This window comes from Nocardioides jejuensis (assembly GCF_004337475.1).
Classification (GTDB): domain Bacteria; phylum Actinomycetota; class Actinomycetes; order Propionibacteriales; family Nocardioidaceae; genus Nocardioides; species Nocardioides jejuensis.
Map to the genome: position 1 here is coordinate 1 of NZ_SJZJ01000023.1, position 24,811 is coordinate 24,811.

The 24,811-nt window shown below is 70.2% G+C and carries 25 protein-coding genes; 9 read left to right on the forward strand and 16 right to left on the reverse strand.

All coding sequences use genetic code 11. The features are described from left to right. Nucleotides 1–30 precede the first annotated feature (30 nt). The gene (locus EPD65_RS12720; RefSeq protein ID WP_131584724.1) at nt 31–804 is read right to left on the reverse strand and encodes a ParA family protein; all 774 of its coding nucleotides are present in this window, start codon (nt 802–804) and stop codon (nt 31–33) included. Between the two features lie 78 nt (nt 805–882). Between EPD65_RS12720 and EPD65_RS12725 the strand changes: the two genes are divergently transcribed. Further along, nucleotides 883–1,767, forward strand: a complete 885-nt coding sequence (locus EPD65_RS12725; RefSeq protein WP_131584726.1) for an SDR family NAD(P)-dependent oxidoreductase — start codon at nt 883–885, stop codon at nt 1,765–1,767. Between the two features lie 3 nt (nt 1,768–1,770). On the opposite strand, the gene EPD65_RS12730 is transcribed toward EPD65_RS12725, so the two are convergent. Genes EPD65_RS12730 through EPD65_RS12750 form a run of 5 tightly spaced genes read right to left on the reverse strand, consistent with a single transcriptional unit; the run spans nt 1,771 to nt 5,123 of the window. Continuing rightward, complete coding sequence (locus tag EPD65_RS12730) at nt 1,771–2,391, reverse strand: MarC family protein (protein ID WP_131584728.1); 621 nt, start codon at nt 2,389–2,391, stop codon at nt 1,771–1,773. After that, entirely contained in the window at nt 2,388–3,281 is an 894-nt protein-coding gene (locus tag EPD65_RS12735) for a PHP domain-containing protein (RefSeq protein ID WP_243640580.1), read from the reverse strand. Before EPD65_RS12735 ends, EPD65_RS12730 begins: the two co-directional genes overlap by 4 nt. Before the next feature lie 31 nt (nt 3,282–3,312). Continuing rightward, the gene (locus EPD65_RS12740; protein WP_243640581.1) at nt 3,313–3,867 is read right to left on the reverse strand and encodes a DUF6758 family protein; all 555 of its coding nucleotides are present in this window, start codon (nt 3,865–3,867) and stop codon (nt 3,313–3,315) included. Nucleotides 3,868–3,918: 51 nt separating this feature from the next. Continuing rightward, the gene (locus EPD65_RS12745; RefSeq protein WP_131584730.1) at nt 3,919–4,569 is read right to left on the reverse strand and encodes a class I SAM-dependent methyltransferase; all 651 of its coding nucleotides are present in this window, start codon (nt 4,567–4,569) and stop codon (nt 3,919–3,921) included. Beyond that, complete coding sequence (locus EPD65_RS12750) at nt 4,566–5,123, reverse strand: histidine phosphatase family protein (RefSeq protein WP_131584732.1); 558 nt, start codon at nt 5,121–5,123, stop codon at nt 4,566–4,568. The genes EPD65_RS12745 and EPD65_RS12750 overlap by 4 nt, the downstream gene beginning before the upstream one ends. A gap of 54 nt (nt 5,124–5,177) precedes the next feature. On the opposite strand from EPD65_RS12750, the gene EPD65_RS12755 reads away from it, so the two are divergent. Beyond that, the gene (locus EPD65_RS12755; RefSeq protein ID WP_165872999.1) at nt 5,178–6,548 is read left to right on the forward strand and encodes a cytochrome P450; all 1,371 of its coding nucleotides are present in this window, start codon (nt 5,178–5,180) and stop codon (nt 6,546–6,548) included. Between the two features lie 15 nt (nt 6,549–6,563). Here the strand turns inward: EPD65_RS12755 and EPD65_RS12760 are convergent, their stop codons facing one another. From EPD65_RS12760 to EPD65_RS12790, 8 genes are all read right to left on the reverse strand, one after another. Further along, nucleotides 6,564–7,598 carry a MaoC family dehydratase gene (locus EPD65_RS12760; protein WP_131584734.1) on the reverse strand — a complete coding sequence of 345 codons (1,035 nt, stop codon included), beginning with the start codon at nt 7,596–7,598 and terminating at the stop codon, nt 6,564–6,566. 61 nt (nt 7,599–7,659) lie between these two features. Beyond that, nucleotides 7,660–7,827, reverse strand: coding sequence for a DUF5302 domain-containing protein (locus EPD65_RS16330; RefSeq protein ID WP_165873000.1), 168 nt, complete (start codon nt 7,825–7,827; stop codon nt 7,660–7,662). Between the two features lie 99 nt (nt 7,828–7,926). Next, complete coding sequence (locus EPD65_RS12765) at nt 7,927–9,120, reverse strand: acyl-CoA dehydrogenase family protein (RefSeq protein ID WP_131584736.1); 1,194 nt, start codon at nt 9,118–9,120, stop codon at nt 7,927–7,929. A 129-nt stretch (nt 9,121–9,249) separates the two neighbouring features. Further along, on the reverse strand, nt 9,250–10,449 hold the full coding sequence (locus tag EPD65_RS12770) for a phospholipase D-like domain-containing protein (RefSeq protein ID WP_165873001.1): 1,200 nt from the start codon (nt 10,447–10,449) through the stop codon (nt 9,250–9,252). Between the two features lie 124 nt (nt 10,450–10,573). Beyond that, nucleotides 10,574–11,716, reverse strand: a complete 1,143-nt coding sequence (locus EPD65_RS12775) for a hypothetical protein (RefSeq protein ID WP_131584739.1) — start codon at nt 11,714–11,716, stop codon at nt 10,574–10,576. 14 nt (nt 11,717–11,730) lie between these two features. Then, the gene (locus EPD65_RS12780) at nt 11,731–12,870 is read right to left on the reverse strand and encodes a sulfotransferase family protein (RefSeq protein WP_131584741.1); all 1,140 of its coding nucleotides are present in this window, start codon (nt 12,868–12,870) and stop codon (nt 11,731–11,733) included. 2 nt (nt 12,871–12,872) lie between these two features. Beyond that, the gene (locus EPD65_RS12785; RefSeq protein WP_131584743.1) at nt 12,873–13,085 is read right to left on the reverse strand and encodes a DUF6752 domain-containing protein; all 213 of its coding nucleotides are present in this window, start codon (nt 13,083–13,085) and stop codon (nt 12,873–12,875) included. Next, nucleotides 13,082–14,605: an SAM-dependent methyltransferase gene (locus EPD65_RS12790; protein WP_131584745.1), complete on the reverse strand. Its 1,524-nt coding sequence runs from the start codon at nt 14,603–14,605 to the stop codon at nt 13,082–13,084. Before EPD65_RS12790 ends, EPD65_RS12785 begins: the two co-directional genes overlap by 4 nt. Before the next feature lie 159 nt (nt 14,606–14,764). On the opposite strand from EPD65_RS12790, the gene EPD65_RS12795 reads away from it, so the two are divergent. Genes EPD65_RS12795 through EPD65_RS12815 form a run of 5 tightly spaced genes read left to right on the forward strand, consistent with a single transcriptional unit; the run spans nt 14,765 to nt 20,066 of the window. After that, nucleotides 14,765–16,705, forward strand: a complete 1,941-nt coding sequence (locus EPD65_RS12795) for an alkaline phosphatase family protein (RefSeq protein ID WP_165873002.1) — start codon at nt 14,765–14,767, stop codon at nt 16,703–16,705. A gap of 19 nt (nt 16,706–16,724) precedes the next feature. Beyond that, nucleotides 16,725–17,978, forward strand: a complete 1,254-nt coding sequence (locus EPD65_RS12800) for a magnesium transporter MgtE N-terminal domain-containing protein (RefSeq protein WP_131584749.1) — start codon at nt 16,725–16,727, stop codon at nt 17,976–17,978. Continuing rightward, nucleotides 17,975–18,502, forward strand: coding sequence for a DUF1003 domain-containing protein (locus EPD65_RS12805; protein WP_131584751.1), 528 nt, complete (start codon nt 17,975–17,977; stop codon nt 18,500–18,502). Before EPD65_RS12800 ends, EPD65_RS12805 begins: the two co-directional genes overlap by 4 nt. 57 nt (nt 18,503–18,559) lie before the next feature. Next, the gene (locus EPD65_RS12810) at nt 18,560–19,705 is read left to right on the forward strand and encodes an Mrp/NBP35 family ATP-binding protein (protein ID WP_131584753.1); all 1,146 of its coding nucleotides are present in this window, start codon (nt 18,560–18,562) and stop codon (nt 19,703–19,705) included. Nucleotides 19,706–19,736: 31 nt separating this feature from the next. After that, the gene (locus EPD65_RS12815) at nt 19,737–20,066 is read left to right on the forward strand and encodes a sec-independent translocase (RefSeq protein WP_131584755.1); all 330 of its coding nucleotides are present in this window, start codon (nt 19,737–19,739) and stop codon (nt 20,064–20,066) included. Nucleotides 20,067–20,095: 29 nt separating this feature from the next. Here EPD65_RS12815 and EPD65_RS12820 read toward each other — a convergent pair whose 3' ends face one another. After that, complete coding sequence (locus EPD65_RS12820; RefSeq protein ID WP_131584757.1) at nt 20,096–20,623, reverse strand: hypothetical protein; 528 nt, start codon at nt 20,621–20,623, stop codon at nt 20,096–20,098. Nucleotides 20,624–20,809: 186 nt separating this feature from the next. On the opposite strand from EPD65_RS12820, the gene EPD65_RS12825 reads away from it, so the two are divergent. Continuing rightward, nucleotides 20,810–21,355, forward strand: coding sequence for a LysM peptidoglycan-binding domain-containing protein (locus EPD65_RS12825; protein ID WP_131584759.1), 546 nt, complete (start codon nt 20,810–20,812; stop codon nt 21,353–21,355). After that, on the forward strand, nt 21,352–21,879 hold the full coding sequence (locus tag EPD65_RS12830; RefSeq protein WP_131584761.1) for an Rv3235 family protein: 528 nt from the start codon (nt 21,352–21,354) through the stop codon (nt 21,877–21,879). Before EPD65_RS12825 ends, EPD65_RS12830 begins: the two co-directional genes overlap by 4 nt. A gap of 81 nt (nt 21,880–21,960) precedes the next feature. Here EPD65_RS12830 and secA read toward each other — a convergent pair whose 3' ends face one another. Continuing rightward, nucleotides 21,961–24,789 carry a preprotein translocase subunit SecA gene (gene secA / locus EPD65_RS12835; protein WP_131584762.1) on the reverse strand — a complete coding sequence of 943 codons (2,829 nt, stop codon included), beginning with the start codon at nt 24,787–24,789 and terminating at the stop codon, nt 21,961–21,963. Between the last annotated feature and the right edge of the window lie 22 nt (nt 24,790–24,811).

The following is a 24,811-nucleotide window of genomic DNA, read 5'->3' on the forward strand; positions in this document are numbered from 1 at the left end:
AGACTGACAGTTTCGCGCCGGGGTGATTCCTCAGCGAGCGGCGCGTGCGACGAGCTTCGCCGCCACCTCGCGGTACGCCGCAGCGCCCTTGCTGGTCTTGCTCGTCGCGAGGATCGAGCGACCGGCAGCCGGCGCCTCGGCGAACTTGATGGTCTTCGGGATCGGCGGCTCGAAGACGTCGAGCTCGTAGACCTCGGAGATCGTGTCGAGCACCTTGCGCGCGTGGTTGGTGCGGCCGTCGTAGAGCGTCGGCAGCACGCCCCAGACCTCGAGCTTGCGGTTGGTGAACCGGCGTACGTCGTGGACCGTGTCGAGCAGCTGGCCGACACCGCGGTGCGAGAGCGTCTCGCACTGGAGCGGCACCAGGACGCCGCGCGCCGCAGTCAGCGCGGCGACGGTCAGGACGCCGAGCGACGGCGGGCAGTCGAGGAGCACCCAGTCGTACGCCTCCCCCGCCTCGGCGAGGTCCTCGAGGACGCCCTTGAGGACCTGCTCGCGGCCCGTGCGGGTCAGCAGGTCGGCCTCGGCGCGGGCCAGCTCGATGGTCGCGGGCAGCAGGTCGACGCCGTCCTCGGTCTCGATGATCACCTCGCGGGCGTCGAGGCCCTTGGTCAGCACATGGTGCACCGACGCGTCGAGGTCCTCGGGGTCGATGCCCAGGGAGAACGTCAGGCAGGCCTGCGGGTCGAGGTCGACGAGCAGGACCTTGTGGCCGGCCTCGGCCAGCGCAGCACCGAGGGAGGCGACGGTGGTCGTCTTGGCGACGCCACCCTTCTGGTTGGCGATCGCGAGCGTGGTGGTCATCAGGGGCCATTGTGCCCGACGCGTGGGCCACGTCACGTGATGACCGCCCCGTGTCACCCCGCCACTACCCTTGCGGACATGGCTGACGCGCACGACCACGACCACGTCCACGGCGACGACTGCTCCCACGAGCACGACCTCCTCCCCCTCGCCGACCAGGAGGACGGCGCAGGCTGCGGTCCCGACTGCCGCTGCGGCCAGCCGCAGACCGCGCTGATCACGGGTGCGACCGCCGGCATCGGCCACGAGTTCGCGCGCCAGCTCGCGTCGTACGGCTGGAACCTGGTGCTCGTCGCGCGCGACGAGACGCGCCTGACCGAGGTCGCCGAGCAGCTCCACGCGGAGTACGAGGTCAACGTCGAGGTGCTTGCCGCAGACCTGGCCGACCCGGCCCGTCGTGCCGCAGTCGCCGGCCGCGTGGCCGACCCCGAGCACCCGGTCGACCTGCTGGTCAACAACGCCGGGTTCGGCCTCAAGGACAAGTTCCTCGACAACCCGTTCGCCGAGGAACAGCGCATGCACGACGTGCTGGTCACCGCCGTCGTCGAGCTGTCGCACGCTGCCCTGGGCGCGATGTCCGAGCGCGGCCATGGCGGCATCATCAACGTCTCCAGCGTCGCGGCGTTCATCCCGCGTGGCACCTACTCGGCCGCCAAGGCGTACGTGAACCGCTTCAGCGAGTGGGCGCACAACGAGTACGGCCCGCAGGGCGTCGCCGTCATGGCGCTGTGCCCGGGCTTCACGAAGACCGAGTTCCACGGCCGCCTCGGCATCGACCGCGACGCCTCGGCGCCGAAGTGGATGTGGCTCGACGTCGAGCGCCTCGTGAGCGACGCGATCAAGGACTTCGAGAAGGGCAAGGCGTTCTCGATCCCGTCGAAGCGCTACAAGGCGCTCGTGACGGCCTCCCGTGTCGTGCCGGGCCCGGTCAAGCAGAAGCTGCAGGGCCTCGGCCGCAAGTGAGCCTCAGGCAACGCCGGTGACGAACGCCCGGATCGCGTCGGCCAGCATCTGCACGGCGATCGCCGAGAGCAGCAGGCCCGCGATGCGGGTGACCAGCAGGACGCCACTCGGGCGGATCAGCCGCATGATCGGCAGCGAGAACCGCATCGCGACGTAGATGCACAGGTGCACGCCGATGATGCCCAGGACGACTGCGCTGAACGACCCCACGGAGTCGATCTCGCGCACGAAGAGCATCGTCGCGACGATCGCACCCGGGCCGGCGAGGAGCGGGGTGCCGAGCGGCACCAGGGCGACGTTCTGCTCACCCTTGACGCCCTTCTCCACGTCCTCGTCGCCGGTCAGCAGCTCGAGCGCGACCAGGAGCAGCAGCAGTCCGCCCGACGCCTGGAGTGCCGGCAGGGAGACGTGCAGGTAGTCGAGGATCTGCTGGCCGAAGACGGCGAAGGTGGTGATCACCAGCAGCGACACCGCCGGCGCCTGCCACGCTGCCCGGCGTACGACGGAGGCCGAGCGGCCCGAGGTCAGCGCCAGGAAGATCGGGATCGAGCCGGGCGGGTCCATGATCACGAAGAGCGTCACGAAGACCTCGGTGAGCAGGACGACGTCGAGGACCGAGCTCATGCCGTGACCACCTCCGGAGTCGTGCGACCCGATGCAGCGGCCGCCGCGGCCGCACGCGCGAGCAGGCGTTCGTACTCGCGCGGTGCCGTCGTGTTGCAGCCCAGGTCGTGACCGACCTTGCCGGCACCGTGGTGGTCGCTGGAGCCGGTCACGACGAGGTCGAGGTCGCTGGCGATCGCACGCAGCTGCCGACGGGTGTCGGGGCCGTGGTCCTCGTGGTCGACCTCGATGCCCGCGAGACCGACGGCGGCAAGGTCCGCGAAGCCCGCCTCGTCGAGCGGACCGGGGTCGTTGCTCCTCCCCCACGCGTGCGCGACGACGCTGACGCCGCCAGCCTCGGTCACCGTGCGGATCATCGGCTCGAGCGGCGCCGCATACCGGTCGACGTACGCCGGACGGCCCGGCCGCAGGAACTCGTTGAAGGCCTGCTCCCGGTCGCGCACCACGCCGGCCGCCACGAGTGCGTCGGCCAGGTGGGGGCGTCCGACGGCCGCAGCGTCGCCGGACACCCGGCGTACGTCGTCGAGGGTGATGTCGATGCCGAGGTCGTGGAGCTTGCCCAGGATCGCCGGCACCCGCGAGTTGCGGCCGTCGAGGACCTTCTGCAGGGCGTCGACGAGCGGACCGTAGGTCGGGTCGGGCAGGAACGCCAGCAGGTGCACGTCGCGGCCGCGGTGCCGGGTGCTGATCTCCATGCCGCGCACCAGGTCGAGACCGACCTCGGCGGCTGCCGTGGCCGCCTCATCCCACCCGGCCGACGTGTCGTGGTCCGTGATCGCGAGGACGTCGAGGCCGGCAGCCTTCGCCGCGTGCACGAGCTCCGTCGGCGACTGGGTCCCGTCACTCATCCGCGAGTGCGCGTGGAGGTCGATGCGGAGGTCGGGGCTCACCCGAGCAGCCTAGGGGACGCCCCCTTTCCACTCACCACTCCGTGGGCGCACTGCCGAACGGGACCGCGAGCAACGGCGCACCGATCCCCGAGGCGTCCGCGAAGTGCCACGCCTCGTGCATCAGCAGCAGCGCGGACGCGGGCCGCACCACGAGCCAGAGCCAGCGTCCGTCCGCCTCCCCTGCCAGCACCGACCGGTCGAGCTCGCCGGACACCTCGTGCGTGGAGACCGTCCACATCGGCACGGTGCTGCCACCGACCCGCAGCCGGGCGTCGGCCCGTCGGTTGGCGATGTCGGCGCCCGGGTCGGTCTGGACCGTGCCCGCCACCTTCGCGCCGAGGCCACAACCGGGCTCCTCGGCGATCGTCGTCAGCGACACCCCGCCGTCGTCGGGGCTGACGCCGTGCACCGAGACCAGCGTCGCGCGGGGCCGGCCCGGTTCCCCGACCGCACCGAAGTCCGCCACCCGCCACCCCGCGGCGAGCGGCCACGGCAGGTAGGTGGGGAACCCTGCGGTCCGGGCCAGGTGCTCCGCCATCGATGCGTACGACGGATGCTCGGGCCGCCAGAACTCGTCCGGCGCCATTCCCCCACGGTAACCCCGTGACCCGCGCCGGGTCAGCAGGCAGCAGGGCGCTCAGCGCCGCGCGGTCAGCACCTCGAACGTGCCGAAGACCGTCCGCAGCCGGTGCACCCGCTCCACCCCGGAGAATCCGGTGGCGTCCATCAGCTCGGGCACACAGCCCTCGACGTTGCGCTGGGTGTTGTCGAAGCCGTCCAGCAGCTGCACCGGGAGGAACGCCGCCCGCATCAGCGGGTCGTGCGGACGGCCCCAGTCACCGACCATGAGCAGGCCCCCGGGTCGCAGCACGCGGTGCATCTCCCGCAGCGCGGTCTCCTTGAGGTCCAGCGGCAGGTGGTGGAGGACCAGCGTGCAGACGACCGTGTCGACCGAGCCGTCGGCGTACGGGAGGAGGGTGGCGGAGCCGATCTGCCAGCGGACGTCGCCGGCGTCCTCCTTGGCCTGGGCGAGCGCCATCACGTCGGGGTCGAGGTCGAGGCCGGTCACCACTCCGGGGCCGAGGCGGGACGCCAGGGCGATGGCGAGGGTGCCGGTGCCGCTGCCGACGTCGAGCACCGTCGCCGGCTCCTCCTGCGCCACCAGGTCCACGATGCGCGGTCGCCAGTGCGGCTCGCGCATGGAGACCGCGATGGCGGTGTCGTAGAAGCGCGTCAGCCCGGCGAAGCCGAGCGCCGGGACGTGCCCCTCGAGGTCGGAGCGGCTCATGCGTTCCACCGTTGGATGACCGGGGTCTCGCGCTCCCAGCCGAGCACCGAGACAGTGGCGGTATCGAGGCGGAAGTGCGCGCCCGCGGCGACCGGCAGGCCGAGCCAGCGTGCGGTCAGCACCCGCAGCGCGTGGCCGTGCCCGAAGACGAGCGCCCGCTCGACGCCGCGGGTCCCTGCGACGACGCGATCCAGCCGGTCCCCCACCTCCTGCGCCGTCTCGCCGCCGACAGAGGGGTGTGTCCACACCGTCCAGCCCGGGACGCTCTCCCGGATCTGGGGCGTGGTCAGGCCCTCGTAGTCCCCGTACGCCCACTCGGCGAGGTCCTCGTTCGGCTCGGCGCCGGGGAATCCCGCGAGCTCCGCCGTACGCCGGGCGCGCAGCCGCGGCGAGGTCAGCACGAGATCGAACTCCTGCCCGGCCAGCCGAGCGGCCAACGACGACGCCACCCGCTCCCCCTCCTCGGTGAGTGGAAGGTCGGTGGTCGAGGTGTGTCGCCCGGCGCTCGACCACGCGGTCTCGCCGTGCCGCACCAGCCAGAGCTCGGACGTCATGGTTCCACCCTAGGGTGGAGGCGGCGCCCCGACCTACGCCCCTACGCTGCAACGGTGACGACCACCGCGCGGCTGCACCCCGGCTCCTTCCTGCTCGGCTCCACCCGCGAGCTCCTGGCCAACCAGGTCGAGTTCCTCGCCTCGACGTACGACGGGGAGCACGATGTGGTCCGCTTCCGGATCGGACCGCCGGGACCGCTGCGCCGCGAGCTGCACGCCGCACACGGCCCCGAGGCCGCCGAGCAGATGCTCAGCGCGAAGACGTTCGCGGGCTGGCGCAAGGACAACGTCTTCTACGACGAGATCCGCCTGGCGCTCGGCAACGGCATCCTCACCGCGCAGGACGACGACTGGCTGCGGCAGAAGCGCTTCGTGCAGCCGGTCTTCACCCGGGCCCGGGTCGACGGCTACCTCGAGGCGATGGTCGAGGAGATCGCGGCGATCATCGGCACCTGGGAGCAGCGGGAGGACGCCGAGGTCGACCTGCACGAGGAGATGACCGCCCTCACCCTCGCCATCGTCGCGCGCACCCTCTTCGGCGACGACCTCCACGAGCTGGCCGCGGAGGTCAGCGACTGGTCACCGGTGGCCAACGCCGCGATCCTCGGCCGCGTCGCGCTCCCCGCGCGCGTGCCGCTGGCCTGGCCGATTCCCGTCAACCGCACCATCCGCGACGCGCAGGAGCACCTGTACGCCGTGTGCGACGAGATCATCCGTCGCCGCCGGGCCGGCATCGACGTGGGCGACGACCTGGCCAGCCTGCTGATCGAGGTCCGCGACGGCTCGGACGCCCTGAGCGACGAGGAGATCCGCGACCAGATGCTCGTCTTCCTCCTGGCCGGGCACGAGACGACCTCGACCAGCCTCACCTTCGCCCTCCACCTGCTCGCGAAGCACCCCGACATCCAGGCGAAGGTGCTGGCCGAGGTCACCGACGTGCTCGGCGACGCAGCCCCCACTCCCGCGCAGGCACACAGCGGCCTGCCGTACACGACCGCTGTCCTCAAGGAGGCCATGCGGCTCTACCCGGCGGCGCCCTTCACCGGACGCCGGACGGTCGAGGACACCGACCTGTGCGGCGTACTCGTGCCGGCGGGGTCAGACGTCGTCGTCTCCACCTGGTCGATCCACCGGCGCGCCGACCTGTGGCCCGACCCCGAACGCTTCGACCCGGAGCGCTTCCTCGGCGACGCCGACAAGGGCCGTCACCGCTACGCGTGGATGCCGTTCGGCGCGGGGCCGCGCGCGTGCATCGGCCAGCACTTCTCGATGCTCGAGTCGGTTGCTGCGCTGGCCATGCTCGTGCGTGCCTTCGAGCTCGAGGACCGCACCGACGGCGACGTCCGGGTCGCCTCGGCCATCACGCTCTTCCCGCTCGACCCGGTGCGGACGCAGATCAGGCCCCGGCGGAGCGCCGGGGCCTGATCTGGATCCTGTGAATCAGCGCGGGATGAAGACCCAGTAGTCGAGGTCGAGCAGGACGCCGTCGGCGTACTTGCCCTCGTCGGTGCGCAGCGTCATCGACTCGTCGCGGCCGGAGGTGGCGACCAGACGCAGGCGCAGGGCACCGACGGTGTCGGAGATCTCGGCCTTGTCGAGCACCTCGGACCACGCATAGACGGTCGTGCCCGCGAACGCCGGAGCCACGTGCGAGCCGCCGTTGATCGCGGAGATCATCTGGGCGTTGGCCAGACCGTTGAACGACAGGGCGCGGGCCATCGAGATGACGTGGCCGCCGTAGATCAGGTTGCGGCCGTCGGGGCGCGCCTCCTTGTTGAAGTGCACCTTGGCGGTGTTCTGCCACAGGCGGGTGGCCTGCTGGTGCTCCGACTCGGTCAGCGTCACGCCGTCGACGTGGTCGATCTTCTCGCCGACCGCGTAGTCGTCGTAGCGGAACGGCTCGCCCGCGAGCGCGAAGTCGTACGCCGCGAAGTCCAGGCCCGCGGGGATCACGAGGTCCTCGACCGCGACGACCTTCGCCAGCTCCGGCAGCACGGTCTCGGGCGCCGGCAGCTCGGTGTCGCGCTTGTGCACCATCACCCAGCGGACCCACTCGAGCGCGGTCTCGCCGCGCTGGTTGGTCGCGGTCGAGCGCACGTAGACGACGCCGGACTTGCCGTTGGAGTTCTGCTTGAGGCCGATGACCTCGGACTTCGTGGACAGCGTGTCGCCCGGCACCACCGGCTGGTGGAAGCGGAGCTCGGCGTAGCCGAGGTTGGCGACGGCGTTGAGCGAGACGTCCGGGACGGTCTTGCCGAACGCGATGTGGAACGCGATCAGCTCCTCGACCGGGTGCACGGCCAGGCCCGAAGCGGCCGCGAAGACCGCCGAGGACGGGATCGCGAAGCGGGTCGGGTAGAGCGAGCCGTAGACGGCGCGGTCACCCTCGGTCACGGTGCGCGGCACGGCGTGCTCGATGACCTGACCGATCTGGAAGTCCTCGAAGAAGTTGCCCGGGTTCGTCTTGCTGCTCATGGGCAGCATCCTGCCGTACGGCGGACAGCCCGCGGGACCGGTGTCCGCCGTGATGTCGGCCTCAGGAACCGCCGCCGGCCTTGCGTCGATGCATCTTCGGAGCGCCACCGACCACCTCGGAGCCGTGGACCTTCTCCTGCGTGGCAGCACCCTTCGCGGTCGCGTGCGAAGCGCCGTTCTTCTTCTCCAGCGCCTCGCGCATCTTGGCCTTCAGGTCGTCGTTGCTCATGTGTCCTCCAGGAACGCAGCAGGGCCGGGATGTGCAGGCGTCTCCACCTTCACACCCCGGCCCCGCCGGTGTCGACCGAATAGCCGGATACGGCTCAGGTCAGAGCGCGTACTCCTTGAGGAGCTGGCGACCGATGATCATCTTCTGGATGTCGGAGGTGCCCTCGCCGATGAGCATGAACTTGACCTCGCGCATCAGGCGCTCGATCTCGTACTCCTTGGAGTAGCCGTAGCCACCGTGGATGCGGAACGAGTCCTCAACGACCTCGTTGGCGTACTCCGACGCGAGCATCTTGGCCATGCCGGCCTCGACGTCCAGGCGCTTGCCGCTCGCCTTGAGGCGGGCAGCGCGGACCATCATCGTGTGGATGGTCTCGACCTTGGTCGCCATCTCCGCGAGGCGGAAGAGGACGGCCTGGTGGTCGGCGATCTGCTTGCCGAAGGTCTTGCGCTGCTGGGCGTAGGAGATACCGAGCTCGAAGCCGCGCCAGGCCAGACCGCAGGCGCGGGCGGCGACGTTGATGCGACCGACCTCGACGCCGTCCATCATCTGGAAGAAGCCCTTGCCCGGCGTGCCACCGAGGATCTGGTCCGCGGCGATCTTGTGGTCCTCGAGGATGAGCTCGGTCGTCTCGACGCCCTTGTAGCCCATCTTGTCGATCTTGCCGGGAACGGTGACGCCCTGGGCGGTCTCGCCGAAGCCGGCCTCCTTCTCGACGATGAAGGTGGTCATGTTCTTGTAGACCGAGTCAGCACCCTCGTCGGTCTTCGTGAGGAGCATGACGAGCGTGGACGTCGCGCCGTTCGTGAGCCACATCTTCTGGCCGGTGATCGAGTACGAGCCGTCCTCGAGCTTGGTGCCCTTGGTCGAGATCGCGGAGACGTCGGAGCCGAGGCCCGGCTCGGACATCGAGAACGCGCCGCGCATCTCGCCGGTCGCCATCCGCGGAAGGTACTTGGCCTTCTGCTCCTCGGTGCCGTGCTGCATGAGCAGGTACGCCGCGATGAAGTGGGTGTTGATGACGCCGGAGACCGACATCCAGCCGCGGGCGATCTCCTCGACGACGAGCGCGTAGGTCAGGATCGACTCGCCCAGACCACCGAACTCCTCGGGGATGGTGAGGCCGAAGACGCCGAGCTCCTTGAGCCCGTCGATGATCTCCTGCGGGTAGGTGTCCGAGTGCTCCAGGTCCTGCGCGACCGGGATGATCTTGTCGTTCACGAACTGGCGAACGGTGGACAGGATCTCCTGCTGGATCTCCGTGAGGTCCTCGGTCTGGCACAGCTTGGCCATGGGGGCATTACCTTCCTGAGCGCGGGCGCAAAACACGCCGAGTCTAATGTGCGCAGGCCCTCCTCTGCGGACAGCGTCCGCATGAGAAGGGCCACGCGACTGGATCGGTCCGGGGACCGGCGAGCTGGATCAGCCCCGGTACGCCGGGGTGGTCGTCGGGTAGATGCCGAACTTGTGGGTGTAGTACGTGTTCATGTACGTGAAGCGCGAGAAGAACCCCTGCTGCCACGTGGACCCGATCAGACCGATGCAGAGCTCGTCGTTCATGAAGGACATGCCGGACCAGTTCTCCGAGCCGGTCCAGAGTGCGCGGGTCGCGACACCGTTGTAGGTGCCGCTGATCGCCATGCCCTTGAGGTGCGAGTAGAAGTCGACCGTCGAGGTGCCGTCTTCGTTGTAGATGTACTTGTAGTCGGCGCTGCGCACCGGGATGCCGGCCTCGCGCAGGATCTTGATGACCTGGCCGCCGGCGACGCTGGTGATGATCTTGATGTCGCAGCCCTGCTTCTTCAGCTGCGCGACCTCGTTGGCGATCCAGACACCGCGGTCGCCGTTCCAGCCGTACATCATGATCCGGATGGCGGTCTTGCCGTTGATGCCGGTGCCCGGCTGCGCCGCGCAGTCGATCGCCTTGAGCCGGTTCATCACCGGGTCCTCGGCAGCCGTGGGGGTCCGCGAGTAGCTGACCGTGCGCGTGGAGGCCTCGCCGTCCTGCGTCCGGTAGAACTGCGCGGTCAGGCCGGGCTGCTCGTAGTACACCCAGCGCGGGTCGACGGCCTCGTCGTACTTGAGCTCGTTGAAGACCTTCACGAACGCGTCGTGGAGGCCAGGCACGTTGCGCAGGGTGACCAGGTCGTTCCACTGGAGCTGCACGGCACGGTCGGTCATGTTGGCCGAGCCGGTGATGACGACGTCGCTCGCGCTGCCGCTGCGGGTGAAGGCGTAGACCTTCATGTGCAGGTTGCCGGCGCCGCCGCGGCACGAGCCGTGGCACAGGCGCAGGAAGTTCTGGTACTTCGGGTTGCCGCCGAGCTCGGTGCGGAGGCGACGCGTCTGCGGCGAGATCCAGTTGTCGTTGAGCACGATCTGGACCCGGACGCCGCGGCGGTGAGCCTTCACGAGCGCGTCAGCGACGTCCTTGCGGTCGAAGGAGTACGCCGCGATCTGGATCTTCTCGCCGGCCGGGGTCAGGTTGATCGCCGAGATCACCTGCTTGCCGAGGGCGTTGCGCGTCGCGGCCTGGGGCGAGACGGGGTTGTTGAACTTCTCCCCGTCCTCGAGCGCCTGGGCCGACGACGGCGCGAGCAGGGCGATGAGCAAGACGGACACGAGCACCGTGAGAACGCGGCGAAACACTTGGACTACCCCCATGAATCTGCTGAACGGTCAGTAGAACACACGCCACCGACGCCGTGGGCGGAACCGGACCTACATCACACGCGACCCCACAGAATCACGAGCGACCCAGGACCCGGCGCACCCTCCGCCGGCGCGAGCCGGCCTCTGCCTCGGCTGCCGCGGCCTCTGCCGCAGCCCGGGCCGCAGCAGCGTCGGCCGCCCTGCGGTCGCGGGTCTCGTCCATGCGGTCGCTCATGATCCGCGCGAGCGCATGGGCGGCGGAGTCGAGCAGCTGCTTCTCGCTCGTCACGAAGCCCTCGGCGGTGAAGGCCGCCGGTGCGGGATCGAGATCGGCGAGGTCACCGGTCACGTCGTAGCCGCCAGCCCTGATCGCGTCGGAGTAGCGCGTCGAGAGGTCGCGCACCCAGTCGGCGTACGCGGCGGGGATGCGGATCCGGTCGCCGTTCTGCGGACCGAGGACCTGCACGGCGAACCACCGCTTGCCGACCTCGCCGTAGACGTCGCGGAGCCGGTTCTCCTCGGGCAGGCGGTAGTTGACCCGGCGCAGCAGCTCGGCCTGGATCATGCCGATGCCCCGGTTCGAGCTCGCCACCTCGCGATCGAGGCGGGTCCAGTCGATGCCGAGCACCTCGCAGAACCGGTGCAGCAGCACCTCTGGATCCCCACCGGGCGCCGGCACCGTCACGACGTGGATCCGCTCGGCCGGGACGTGCGCTGACCAGCGCGTCAGGATCGCCGCGACGTCGGTGCTCCGCCAGTGCTTGCTGTGCACCTCCCCCTCGGTCGAGCGCATCGTCTCGAGGTAGCCGTCCCAGGTCGCGTATCCGCCGGACTGGATCAGCTGCTGCCAAGCGGACGGAATCTGCCGACCGAGGTCGCGCAGCGTGACGATCAGGTGCACCTCGCGGTCGCCGCAGGCTGCCAGGAGGCGCTCGATCTGGTCGTCCGGCGCCGGGGCGAAGGACTCCTCCGTGATCAGGGCGCGATCGCCCGGAGCCTCGGCGAGCTGACCGGGAAGGCGGTCCAGGGCACCCACGACCGATGCCGGGTCGAGGTGAGGCTGATACCGGTCCCGCGCGCGCAGCATGAGGTGGAAGGTGTCGCGCTTGCTGCCCGGCACCATGTCGAGTCCCTGGGCGGCGAGCTCCTCGACGTTCTGCCAGAAGATGCTCTGGAGGTAGGACGTCCCCGTCTTCTGGAGGCCGATGTGGATGTAGAGGGGCCGCACGCCGGTCATGGCCGTCATCCTAGTCAGGAGCCAGGCTCGGCCGAACGCCGCAGCCGGCGGCGCAGGCCACCGCGCTGTGACTCCGGAGCCGGCTCGTCGGCCGCGACGACGCGCGCCGCCAGGTCGTCGATCTCCGCCTTGAGACGGGTGTTCTCCTGGCGTGTCGTGCGCATCGTCGCCAGCACTCCGCGGACGGTGGCGGTCGCGACCTCCAGGAGCTCGCCCTCCGTCACGGAGGCGGGGTCCCGACCGGGGACGTTCGCCGGTACACGGAGCCGCTGCAGGTCACCCTGCACGTCGAATCCGGTCCCCTCGAGCCAGGCGACAGTCGCATCGGCGCGTGCCCGCAGCTCCTCGACCCGCGCCTCCGACGGCCGCGGGCGATCGCCGCCGCGTCCGACCAGCTGGCCGTGCGCGAGGAACCCACGCAGCCAGACACCCCGGTCCAGGGCGGTGCTGAAGTCGTCGAGGCCCGCGCTGACCCGCCGCATGAACTCCGCCTCGACCACACCGAGGGAGTTGTTCTCCCGCGCTGCGTCGAGCGCGAACGTGTCGGCGTCCGCGATGCCGAGGATCCCGGCGAACTGGAGCCACAACGTCTCCCGCGGCTCGCTCGCATCGGGAAGCACCAGGAGATGCACCCGCTCCGGGGGTACGACGACGGTCCACCGCCGCAGCACCTGCTCGAGATCGAGGGTCCGCCAGGTCCACTCCTCCCACGACGTGCCGTCGGCCGGGAAGTCGTCGAGGCCGCGCTCGAAGAAGCCGTGCTTGACGAACTCCTGCCAGTAGGACGCCACGACGGTCAGCACGTCGCGCGCCGTCACGACCAGGTGCACCTCGGCGTCGAGGTCGGCGATCGCGCGGGCCGCCTGCTCCTCCGTCGCCGCACCGAAGAACTCGTGGCTGATCACCGCGGGACCCTCGTGCGCGCGGACCTGCTCCACGATGCGCCCCCACGAGGTGCGCGCGGGCGCCTTCCGGTTGGGCAGGCCGGGGTGCTCGCGGACGACGAGGGTCGCCCACATCTGGTCACGCGCGTGCCGCCCCGGCAGCAGGATGCCCTGGGCGTCGAGCGCGTCCTTGTTGGCCCACAGCACCGACTGCAGGTACGTCGTTCCCGTCTTGGGCAGGCCGACGTGGAGGTAGACCCGAGACGCCACGCTCAGAGGCTGTTCTGGTACTTGGCCAGGAGCTCGGTGAGGCGCGCCTCGTCACGCTGCGCGACGGGCAGCAGGAGCTCGCTCACGATGTCGGTCAGCTCCGCCAGGCGGAGGTTCATCCGACGGCACTCCTGCACCTCGTCCTCGAGCACGCGGACGCGTCGACGCAGGTCGATCACGGCCGCGCCGCTCACCTTGCTCCGGAGCTTGCTCATCGATCCCATGCGACCACCATTCGACAGATACGGGAGGCGGATTCCGCCCCGTCCTTGCTGCTCACCGGGAGCACCTCCCGGCGTACGACTGTGCCACCGCTCTCGGCGATCTCGGCGGCGATGACCTCCGGCCGGAGCGGCCGGGCCTGGATCGACGCGGCGTAGCCGTCGTCGCCCTCGACCGCGAGGAACTGGAGATAGAGCCGACCGCCGGAGCGCGTCATCATCGCCGTCGTGCGCCAGAGCTCGCGACGGCCCCGCGCGTGGATCGAGTCGATCATGTGCCGCGACATCAGCACCCGCGGTCCGGGCGAGCGCGCGAGCAGCGCTGCCGTGCTCAGGGCCGAGCGGAGCTCGAGCGGGTTGAAGAAGAGGTAGTGGGCATCCAGACCCTCCTTGGCGGTGCGATCAGCCATCCGCGCATAGGCACCCCGGACGAAGTCGAGCCCGGTCGCCCGGACACCCTGCCGCGCGAACCACGCGACGTCCGTGCCGTAGCCGCACCCGAGGTCGATGACGTGCTGCGCGTCCGGCTCCTCCGCGGCGACCCACGACGCCGTGTCGGACGGCTCGATCGCCCGGCTGCGGCGCGCCGAGTAGTAGCGGTCCCAGATGTTGCGCCCGTCGCGGGTGCCGCGGAACCAGGCGTTGAAGCGCCGGTGCGTCGACTCCGGCGTCGGGAAGTGGAACGCCGGGTCCGGCACGCGCCACGTCGGGCCATACGTCGCCGCGAGGAACTTGTCGGTGTTGGCTGGCGCCGCGAAGTCGAAGCCTTCGAGCGACGCCGTGCCGAGCGGCGTGATCCACTCCCGCTTGAAGTCGGTGCGGATCTCGCCCATCAGGTGCAGCTTGCCGTCGAGCATGAAGCCGCCGAAGACGTCGAGCCCGCGCACGGACCCGTCCGACTCGCGCACGTCGACCTTGAAGGCAGCACCCGAGTAGCGCGTGACCGGATACCCGCGCGCCACGATCTCGCGCTGCAGGTGGAAGGACTCGCGCATGACGTCGACCGGGTGCTCGTGGCGCGAGACGTAGCCGAGGTCGGCATCGCTGTCGTGCCCGATCAGCTGACCGTTGCGCACGGCGCCCAGGAGCGTGCCGTACGCGATGAAGGCGTCGATGCCGAGGTCGTGGAGGACGTTGAGGACGTCGTCGATGGAGCGCATGAGCGGCGCCGTGTGCTCTGCGGAGCGGGTGTCGAAGGTCTGGACGCGGCGCCCCGACTTGTCGAGCGCCAGCGGACGACCGTCGGGCGTCTCGATCCGGATCCGGCCCTCGCCCGACCCGAGCGTGATGTCGTCGTCGAAGACGTCCTCGCCCGTCGCGTGCACCCGGATCTGCAGGCGCGCGGTGCCCTGCAGCAGCGGCACGAGCGTCGCCGGCCACTCCACGAGGTGACCGTCGCGCCCGGACGACGCGGCGTCGCGGTGCAGCCAGAACGAGAAGATCCGGCGCTCGTCGATGAGGACGTCGAGGATGACCTCTGCCTTCGAGACGGCGCGGATTCCCTCGTCGTCCACGCGAACGACGGTCACTGCGGACCGCTTCGACCTGCCACTCAAGCGCCGGGCTCCTGCTCTGTTTCGGTGCCGCCGTCCGGCCGCACCGTGCCCCGCATGATAGCCAGCACCGCGCGCGTCCTCGCGGTGATCCACTTCGCGCCGACCTACGATTCACAAGTGACTGGAGTGATTCTCGGGACGACCGACCCCTCGCGCGCACGGCGTACGGCGGGGGTGATCGCGGCAACCGTGGTCCTTGCCCTGGTCGTGACCGCGTTGCTGGTGCTGCGCTGCGGAGGCCTCCACGGGACGCAGCGGGCCGATCGGGCCGAGCACGCCTCCGACTCGATCTCGCGCCTGGGTTCGACCCGCTGGCGCATGGCGACGTTCAACGTCCTCGGCTCCGGGCACACCGATGGCCCGGGCGCCGACACGACCGGCTACCCCTCGGCGAAGGTCCGCATGGGCAACACGGTCGAGATCCTCAAGCGCGAGGGCCTCAGCATCGTCGGCTTCCAGGAGATGCGCCTGGACCAGTACGACGAGTTCAACGACCTCACCGGCACGGGATGGGACGTGTGGCCCGAGCGGCCGACCAACACGACCGTCTTCGCGCAGCGCCACATCGCCAACACCCTCGCGTGGCGGACGAGCACCTGGAAGGCCGTCCGCCAGGAGTACGCCCAGATCCGCTACATCAACGACGAGTCGACCGTGAACTACCCCGTCGTCTGGTTGAAGAACCGGGTCACCGGGCAGACCGTGATCGCGGCCAACTTCCACAACGTCTCGGACAAGTTCACCGACGAGATCGCCGGCGGCTCCGTGAAGCGCCGCGCCGAGGAGGTCGGCGACGAGATCGCCCTGGCCAACCGGTTGCGCGCGGAGAACCCGGATGTGCCGATCCTCTTCTCCGGCGACTTCAACGAGCGCGAGACCTTCTTCTGCCGGATCGCCGCCGCCACCGCGCTGCGTGCCGCCAACGGCGGATGGGCCACCTCGACGGGCTGCCAGCCGCCGTCGGCCCCGCTCCCCGTCGACTGGCTGCTCGGCACGACCCCGGCGACGTTCAGCGGCTGGACCCGCTTGCGCGACTCCCTCGTGAAGCAGACGACCGACCACCCCGTCGTCATCGCCCAGGTCGCCGTGCCGCCCGCCGTCGACGTGACCGCGCCGGTCGACCACGTCGTCCTGGTCTCCCTCGAGGGGGTCCGCTCCAAGACCATCGCTGCCCTGGGCGCGTCGGCGAGCGGCTTCAACCGCCTGCGCAAGTACGGCGCCTCCACCCTCAACGCCCGCACCGTCGAACGGACGACGAGCCTCAGCAACGTCACGTCCATGCTGACCGGTCGGCCGGTGAGCACCAGCATCGGCGGCCACGGCGTTGTCGACGGAACGTCGGCCACCACCGTGCACCAGACCGCGGGGCGGTACGTCGCGAGCGTCATGGACCTGGTCCACGACCGGGGCCTGCGCACCGCCCTCTTCACGAACGACCCCCGCGCCGCGATCCTCGACCGCTCGTGGAACGCAGCCAACGGGGCGTCCGACCTCAACTGGACGAACAACGGCCGCGACAAGATCAGCACCTACGGCTACTACGCCCGGCCTGGCGGCACGGCCGGAGCCCTCTACCGGAGTCTCGTCGGCAGCTCGCCCGCAGCGTTCACGTACGGCCAGCTCTCCCTGGCCGACGACGTGGGCCACGCCTCGGGGTTCAGCTCGGATGCCTACCGGTCCGCGGTGATCCAGGTGTCGAAGCAGGTCAACCAGATCGTCGACGCGATCGACGCGAACCCCGTGCTGGCCGGTCACACCCTGCTCATCGTGGCGGGTGAGCACGGCGGTTCGGGCACCAGCCACCTGAGCCACGACGTCCTCGCCAACGTGCGGGTGCCGCTCTTCGTGCGCGGTCCGGGCGTGCCCAAGGGCGCCGATCTCTACGCCATGAACCCGAACTACGTGGACCCCGGATCGGGCATCCCGGGGTATCACGGCGGTCAGCCGATCCGGCCCGCGATGATCGCCGATCTGGCCACAGCCGTCCTCACCCTTCCGGCGGTCCCGGGCAGCACGATGAACACGCAGCAGAACTTCACGGTCTTCGGGGCGCCGTGACCCACTACCGTTGGCTGACGTGAGCACCTCGCCCTCTCGCGTCTTCGTCGCCCGCCTCGCCGGGCTGCCGATCTTCGACCCCCTGGGCGACCAGGTCGGCAAGGTCCGCGACGTCGTCGTGACCATGCGCACCGACGGCCGCCAGCCGCGCGTTCTCGGCCTCGTCGTCGAGGTGCTCGGCCGCAAGCGGGTCTTCGTGCCGATGACCCGCGTGACCAGTGTCGACAGCGGTCAGGTGCACACCACGGGTCTGGTCAACATGCGCCGCTTCGAGCAGCGCAGCACCGAGACGCTCGTCGTCGGCGAGATGCTCGACCGCCATGTCACCGTGGTCGGCAGCGGGGTCGCCGGCACCGTCTACGACGTCGCGATGGAGCAGGGCCGCGCCCGTGACTGGGTGCTCTCCCGGGTCGCGATCCAGGAGGCCGGCAAGGGCCTGCGACGCCGCGGGCAGAGCCACGTCCTGGAGTGGGACGAGGTCGTCGGTCTCGCCCACGCCCACGCCGCCCAGGGCGCCACGCACCTGCTCGCCTCGCTGAGCGAGATGCGCCCCGCCGACGCGGCCAACATCATCCACGACCTGCCCCCCGAGCGGCGTACGGCTGTCGTCGCGGGCATGGACGACGAGCGCCTCGCCGACGTCCTCGAGGAGCTCCCCGAGGAGGACCAGGTCGAGATCCTCGAGCGCCTCGACTCCGAGCGCGCCGCCGACGTCCTCGAGGAGATGTCCCCCGACGACGCGGCCGACCTGATCGCCGACCTCTCCCCCGAGACGGCCGCCACCCTGCTCGAGCTGATGGAGCCGGAGGAGGCCGAGGACGTCAAGCGCCTCCTGTCGTACGGCGAGGAGACGGCCGGCGGCATGATGACGGTCGAGCCCGTGATCCTCGGCCCGGACGCGACGATCGCGGACGCACTGGCCCACGTGCGCAACCCGGACCTGACGCCGTCCCTGGCCTCGCTCGTCTACATCTGCCGCGCCCCGCTCGAGCCGCCCACGGGTCGTCTCCTCGGCGTCGCCCACATCCAGCGCCTGCTCCGCGAGCCCCCGTCGACCCTGGTCGCCGCTGCACTCGATGCCGGGCTCGACCCGCTGCGCGTCGACGCCTCGATCCAGGACGTCGCGGCACACCTCGCGACGTACAACCTCGTGGCGGCGCCCGTCGTCGACGACGAAGGCCGCCTGCTGGGCGCGGTCACCGTCGACGACCTCCTCGACCACATGCTCCCCTCCGGCTGGCGCGACCAGCGCGATCCGGGAGGGCGCCGATGAGCACCACCCCGAAGCGCCTCGACCTCCCCCGCGACAAGCGGCGGTCGCTGCGCGCCCGCGCGCTGAACACCGAGGACTTCGGCGTCTTCGCGGAGAAGTTCGCCCGGTTCATGGGCACGGCGAAGTTCCTGATCTGGATGACCGTCTTCGTCGTCATCTGGCTCGGCTGGAACACCATGGCGCCGAAGGACCTCCGCTTCGACCCGTACTCCTTCACGTTCCTGACGCTGATCCTCAGCCTGCAGGCGTCGTACGCCGCTCCCCTCATCCTTCTCGCGCAGAACCGCCAGGAGCAGCGCGACAAGGTGATCGCGGAGCAGGACCGGCAGGCCAACGCCCGGGCGCACGCCGACATGGAGTTCCTGGCCCGCGAAGTCGCCTCGCTCCGCATGTCCGTCGGCGAGGTCGCGACCCGCGACTTCCTCCGCGGTGAGCTCCGGTCCTTCCGCGAGGACCTGCTCGACGGCCTGGCCGAGCAGTTCACGGAGCTGCCCGAGGCCGGCGACGAGGACCACGTCCGCTGATCCTGCGTCCTGACCGGTGGCGGGAGTGCCGCGGGTGACCACGTACGCTTGGACACCATGAGCACCCCCACCCTCGAGCAGGTCAACGCCGCGCTGGCGACGGTCAACGACCCCGAGATCAAGCGCCCCATCACCGAGATCGGCATGGTCGGCTCCGTCGACATCACGGACGCCGGCGAGGTCACGGTCGGGATCCTGCTGACGGTGGCGGGTTGTCCGATGAAGGACACGCTCACGCGCGACGTCACCGCCGCGGTCTCGAAGGTCGCGGGCGTCTCTGGCGTCGCCGTCGACATGGGCGTCATGGACGCCGACCAGCGCGCGAAGCTCAACGAGACGCTCCGCAACGGCAACGCCCAGCGCGAGATCCCCTTCGCAAAGCCGGGCTCTCTCACCAAGGTCTACGCGATCGCCTCGGGCAAGGGCGGCGTCGGCAAGTCCTCGATGACGGCCAACCTGGCCATCGCGCTCGCGAAGCAGGGCCTCAAGGTCGGCGTCGTCGACGCCGACATCTACGGCCACTCGATCCCGGCCATGCTCGGCGTCGCGGACTCGCGCCCGACCCAGGTCGACGACCTGATCATGCCGGTGCCGACCGCCTCGGGTGTCTCCGTCATCTCCGTCGGCATGCTGAAGCCGAAGCGCGAGCAGGTCATCGCCTGGCGCGGCCCGATGCTCGACCGCGCCCTCGTCCAGATGCTCGCCGACGTCTACTGGGGCGACCTCGACGCCCTTCTCCTCGACCTTCCGCCGGGCACCGGTGACATCGCAATCTCGCTGGGCCAGCACCTGCCCAACGCCGAGGTCCTGGTCATCACGACGCCGCAGGAGGCCGCTGCCGAGGTCGCCGAGCGCGCCGGCACGATGGCCTCGATGATGCACCAGCGCGTCGTCGGCGTCGTCGAGAACATGTCGTGGATGGACCTGCCCGACGGCTCCCGCATCGAGCCGTTCGGCTCTGGTGGCGGCCAGCGTGTGGCGGAGACGCTCTCGCAGCGCTTCGGCTACGAGGTGAAGCTGCTCGGCCAGGTGCCGCTCGACCCGTCCCTGCGCGAGGGTGGCGACGCCGGCAAGCCGGTCGTCGAGTCCGACCCGACGTCCGCGGGTGCGCAGGCGATCACCGCGATCGCCTCGGCCCTCTCCGGCCGTGGTCGCAACCTCGCGGGCATGCAGCTCGGCCTGACGCCGTCCAACAAGTTCTGACCGGCTCATCGGGTCCGGCTAGGCTGCCCGCGTGTTCGACATCGGTCTGGGCGAGCTCGTCGTCATCGCCCTCGTGGTGGTCGTGGTCATGGGCCCCGACCGGCTGCCGGAGTTCGCCGCACAGGCAGGTCGTTTCGTCCGCCGCCTGAAGAAGTACGCCGACGCTGCTCGCGACGACCTGCGCCGCGAGCTCGGCCCGGAGTACGCCGACCTGGAGCTGCGCGACCTCGACCCGCGGCGGATCGTGCGCCAGCACCTCACAGACGCGCTGCGCGACGACCCGGCCGACGAGCCGGTCCGCGATGGCCTGCGACCGCTGGAGCCCGGCGAGCGGCCCCCGTACGACACCGACGCAACCTGAGGCGGCCTGAGACCTCCGCCGGCGCCGCCTCATCGGCGTACGGCTGCCAGCGCGGACCAGGCGACCACCACTGGCTGCCCCGCGTCAGGGTGCACCTCGACGAAGTCCGCACCGACGCGACCCACGCGACCCTCCACCCGGCTTCCGGAGCGCAGGCGGAGCACTGCTCGCTCCCCTGCCAGCCCGCGCAACGCTGACCCGAGGCCGAGACGGGACGTCACGGGCCAGGCCTCGGGCGCGACCGCGCCCGGGGCGACACCTCGGGCAGTCTCCACCGCATCGAGCAGCACGAGCCACGACACCCCGCCAGCCTCGATGAGGCACCAGCCGTCGGCCACGCGCACGAGCTCGCCGGACAGCGGACCGACGTCCTGCACGACGAGGTGGATCTCCTGGCCACAGCTCGCCATCAGCCGCGCCGCCAGCGAGACCCGGGCGTACTCGGCGCGGGCCCGCTCCTCGACCTCGAGGTGGCGCTCGGCCGTCCAGGCGCCGGACGCCTCCTGCTCCAGCTCATCGAGGAAGGTCGCCAGCCGGCGGTCGTGGTCATGGGTCATCTGCCACCTCCCGAGTGGTGTCGCACCCCATGAAACCTGTGTACGACAACCTTGACAATGCCCGAGAACCGACGTGTAGTGATGCAAACACACGCAAACGAACGGATCGGGGTCGTTCTCATGTCTCGGGAGTCTCGGCGCGCACCCGCCCTCAGGTGCCTTCTCGTCTGGTCTGCGGTCAGCGCGGTGACCGCCGCACTGCTCGCACTGATGCACCACGACATCGCCCGCACACGCGACACGCTCCTCCTCCGGAGCGAGCCCGGCGACTTCGCCGACGTCCTCGGGGCAGCAGCGACCGTGGCGGTCGGAGTGTGCGCCGTCTGGCTCTGGTGCATCACGACGGCCGCGACGCTCGAGGCGTTGCACGGAGTCCACGACGTCGAGCTGAGCGGTCTCCGCGGAGGCGTGCGCCGCCTGGTGCTCGCCGGTTGTGGCGTGGCCCTGGCGGCCGCGATCACGCCGGCGCAGGCCGACGACCTGAGCACCGTTGCCGGTCAGCCGCCGCAGCCCCTCGCCGCGAGCGCCCCTGCGCCGGCTCCCGGCCACACCGTGCATGCCGGGGAGTCGCTCTGGTCGATCAGCGCCGACCGCCTCGGTCCGCACGCGACGGATGCCGACATCACCCGCGAGTGGCACACCCTCTGGCAGGCCAACGCCGCCACCATCGGCGACGACCCGGACGTCATCGAGCCGGGTCAGCACCTCCAGATGCCGGAGTCGCTCCGATGAGCGCCGCGGCCGCCGAGCGCGTCTGGGCTCCCGCACCCCTCCGGGTCGTGCAGGAGACGCTCGACCTCGAGGGTGGCACCCTCGACCGGACCTCGTCGCGCCTCGGCTCCCCCGTCGTGCCCGAGACGTCCGTGCTGCGGGGCGCCGACGCGGTCGTCGTCGTTCCCGCCGTACGCCGCGACGTGCACCGCTGGGCGCTCGCCTTCGGCCAGGCAGCCGTCGAGACGGTCCTGGGAGACCGCCCGACGTCGCAGCTACTGCGCTGGACCACGCCATCCGTCCACCGCGAGCTCTCCTACCGCGCCCGGGTCGTCGCACAGGCGACCCTGCGCCAGGCGGGCGGCCACGGCCAGCGGCGCCCCTCGGTGCGGCCGCAGGTGCGTCAGGCGCGGGTCTGCTTCGTGGATGCGGGCGTCGCGGAGGTCGCCCTCACCGTGCAGTACGGTCCCCGGCTCCGTGCACTGGCGGCCCGCCTCGAGCTGCGCGACGGCCGCTGGCTCTGCACGGTCCTCGAGTTCGCCTGACCAGCCAGGCTGCAGAGACAACAGCGCCGTCCGGAGGTGGGGTCCCTCCGGACGGCGCTGTCCAGTCAGCTCAGGGTCAGGTCACCCGTTGACCCGGGTGGTCAACCCCGTGGGGCCTCCCGGGGCGCCGTGGCACTGCTTGAACTTCTTGCCCGAGCCACAGGGGCACTGGTCGTTGCGGCCGATGCCTGCGAACGGGTCGGCGACCGTCTCGCGGGTGACCGCGACCTCGCCGTCCTCGGTCGGACCGGCGTAGGAGAGGTTGCGGGGCTGCTCGGGGGCCTCGAGGCCCTTCGCCTTCACGACCGGACGCTGGGCCGACGGCGGCTCGGCAAAAGCACCCTCGTGCATCGGGCCGTCGTGCCGCGAGCCGTCGGCGTGGAAGTGGAACTCGCCACCCCCCGCGACCGGAGCCTCCTCGACCTGGACCTCGACGTTGAAGAGGTAGCCGACAGCCTCCTCCTTGATGCCGTCCATCATCGCGGTGAACATCTCGAAGCCCTCGCGCTGGTACTCGACGAGCGGGTCACGCTGCGAGTACGCACGGAGGTAGATGCCCTCGCGGAGGTAGTCCATCTCGTAGAGGTGCTCACGCCACTTGCGGTCGAGCACGGAGAGCAGCACGCGGCGCTCGAGCTCGCGCATCGTCTCCTCGCCGATCTGCGCCTCGCGGGCGTCGTAGGCGCCCTGCGCGTCGGTGCGGATGGCGCTGATCAGCTCCTCACGGTCGAGGCCCGCGACGCCGCCGGAGGTCGCGGCGAGATCACCGTGCTTGAGCGACACCGGGTAGAGCTGGCGCAGCGCGGTCCAGAGCGCGTCGAGATCCCACTGCTCGGCGTAGCCATCGGTGGCGCCCGTGACATAGCCGGCGACGACGTCGTCGATGAAGTCGCGGATCAGCTTCTCGAGGTCGGCACCCTCGAGCACCTCGCGGCGCTCGGCGTAGATGACCTTGCGCTGGCGATCCATGACGTCGTCGTACTTGAGGACGTTCTTGCGGGACTCGAAGTTCTGGCCCTCGATCTGACCCTGCGCGTTGGCGATGGCACCGGTGACGCGCTTGTTCTCGATCGGGACGTCGTCCGGGACCTTGAGCATCGTGAGGACGCGGTCGACCCAGTCCGACTTGAACAGCCGCATCAGCTCGTCCTGCAGGGACAGGTAGAACCGGGACTCTCCCGGGTCACCCTGACGGCCCGAACGGCCACGGAGCTGGTTGTCGATGCGGCGCGACTCGTGGCGCTCGGTGCCGACGACGTAGAGGCCACCGAGCTCCTTGACCTCGTCGTGCTCGGCCTGGACCGTCGCCTTGATCCGCTCGACGGTCGCCGGCCACGCCTCGTCGTACGCCTCGGCGGTCTCGCCGGTGGGCTCGAGGCCCTTCTTGCGGAGCTCGGCGTCAGCGAGGAACTCCACGGAGCCGCCGAGCATGATGTCGGTGCCTCGACCAGCCATGTTGGTCGCGACCGTGACCGCGCCCTTGTGACCGGCGAGGGCGACGATCTTCGCCTCGTCGGAGTGGAACTTGGCGTTCAGCACCGAGTGCGGGACGCCCTTCTTCTTCAGCAGCTGCGAGATGTGCTCGGACTTCTCGACTGAGACGGTGCCGACCAGGACCGGCTGGCCGGCCTTGTTGCGGGCGGCGATGTCCTCGACGACGGCGTGGTACTTCGCCTCCTCGGTCCGGTAGACGAGGTCAGCCTGGTCGATGCGGGCCATCGGCTTGTTGGTCCGGATCGGCACCACGCCGAGGTTGTAGATCTTGTTGAACTCGCCGGCCTCGGTCATCGCCGTGCCGGTCATGCCGGAGAGCTTCTTGTAGAGGCGGAAGTAGTTCTGCAGGGTGACGGTCGCGAGCGTCTGGTACTCCTCGCGGACCTGCACACCCTCCTTCGCCTCGATCGCTTGGTGCAGACCCTCGTTGTAGCGACGACCCGCGAGCATGCGGCCGGTGTGCTCGTCGACGATGAGCACCTCGCCGTTCATGACGACGTACTCCTTGTCGTTGCGGAACAGCTCCTTCGCCTTGATCGCGTTGTTCATGAACGAGATCAGCGGGGTGTTGACCGTGTCGTAGAGGTTGTCGATGCCGAGGTGGTTCTCGACCTTGGTGATGCCCGGCTCGAGGACGGAGATCGTGCGCTTCTTCTCGTCGACCTCGTAGTCGACGTCCTTGGTGAGGCGGGTCGCGATCTTGGCGAACTCGCCGTACCACCGGGGCTCGTCCTGCGTCGGGCCGGAGATGATCAGCGGGGTGCGGGCCTCGTCGATGAGGATCGAGTCGACCTCGTCGACGACGGCGAAGGCGTGGCCGCGCTGGACGCAGTCCTCGATGCTGGTCGCCATGTTGTCGCGCAGGTAGTCGAAGCCGAGCTCGTTGTTGGTGCCGTAGGTGATGTCGCAGGCGTAGGCCTCGCGACGCTCCGCCGGCGACATCGACGGCAGGATCACGCCGACGCTCATGCCGAGGAAGTGGAAGACGCGGCCCATCATCTCGGACTGGTACTTCGCGAGGTAGTCGTTGACGGTGACGACGTGGACGCCCTCGCCCGCGAGCGCGTTGAGGTACGCCGGCAGGGACGCGGTCAGCGTCTTGCCCTCACCGGTCTTCATCTCGGCGATGTTGCCGAGGTGCAGCGCTGCGCCACCCATGACCTGGACGTCGAAGTGACGCTGGCCGAGCACACGCTTGGCGGCCTCACGGGCGACCGCGAAGGCCTCCGGCATGAGGTCATCGAGCGACTCGCCCTTCTCCAGGCGCTCACGGAGCTCGGCGGTCTGACCGCGCAGCTCCTCGTCGCTCATCGGGACGAAGTCGTCCTCGATGGCGTTGACGGCCTTGGCAACGGCCTCCAGCTCACGGAGGATCTTGCCCTCGCCGATGCGGAGGATCTTGTCGAGCACGGCCACTGAGGTCGCTCCTGGTGAAGTC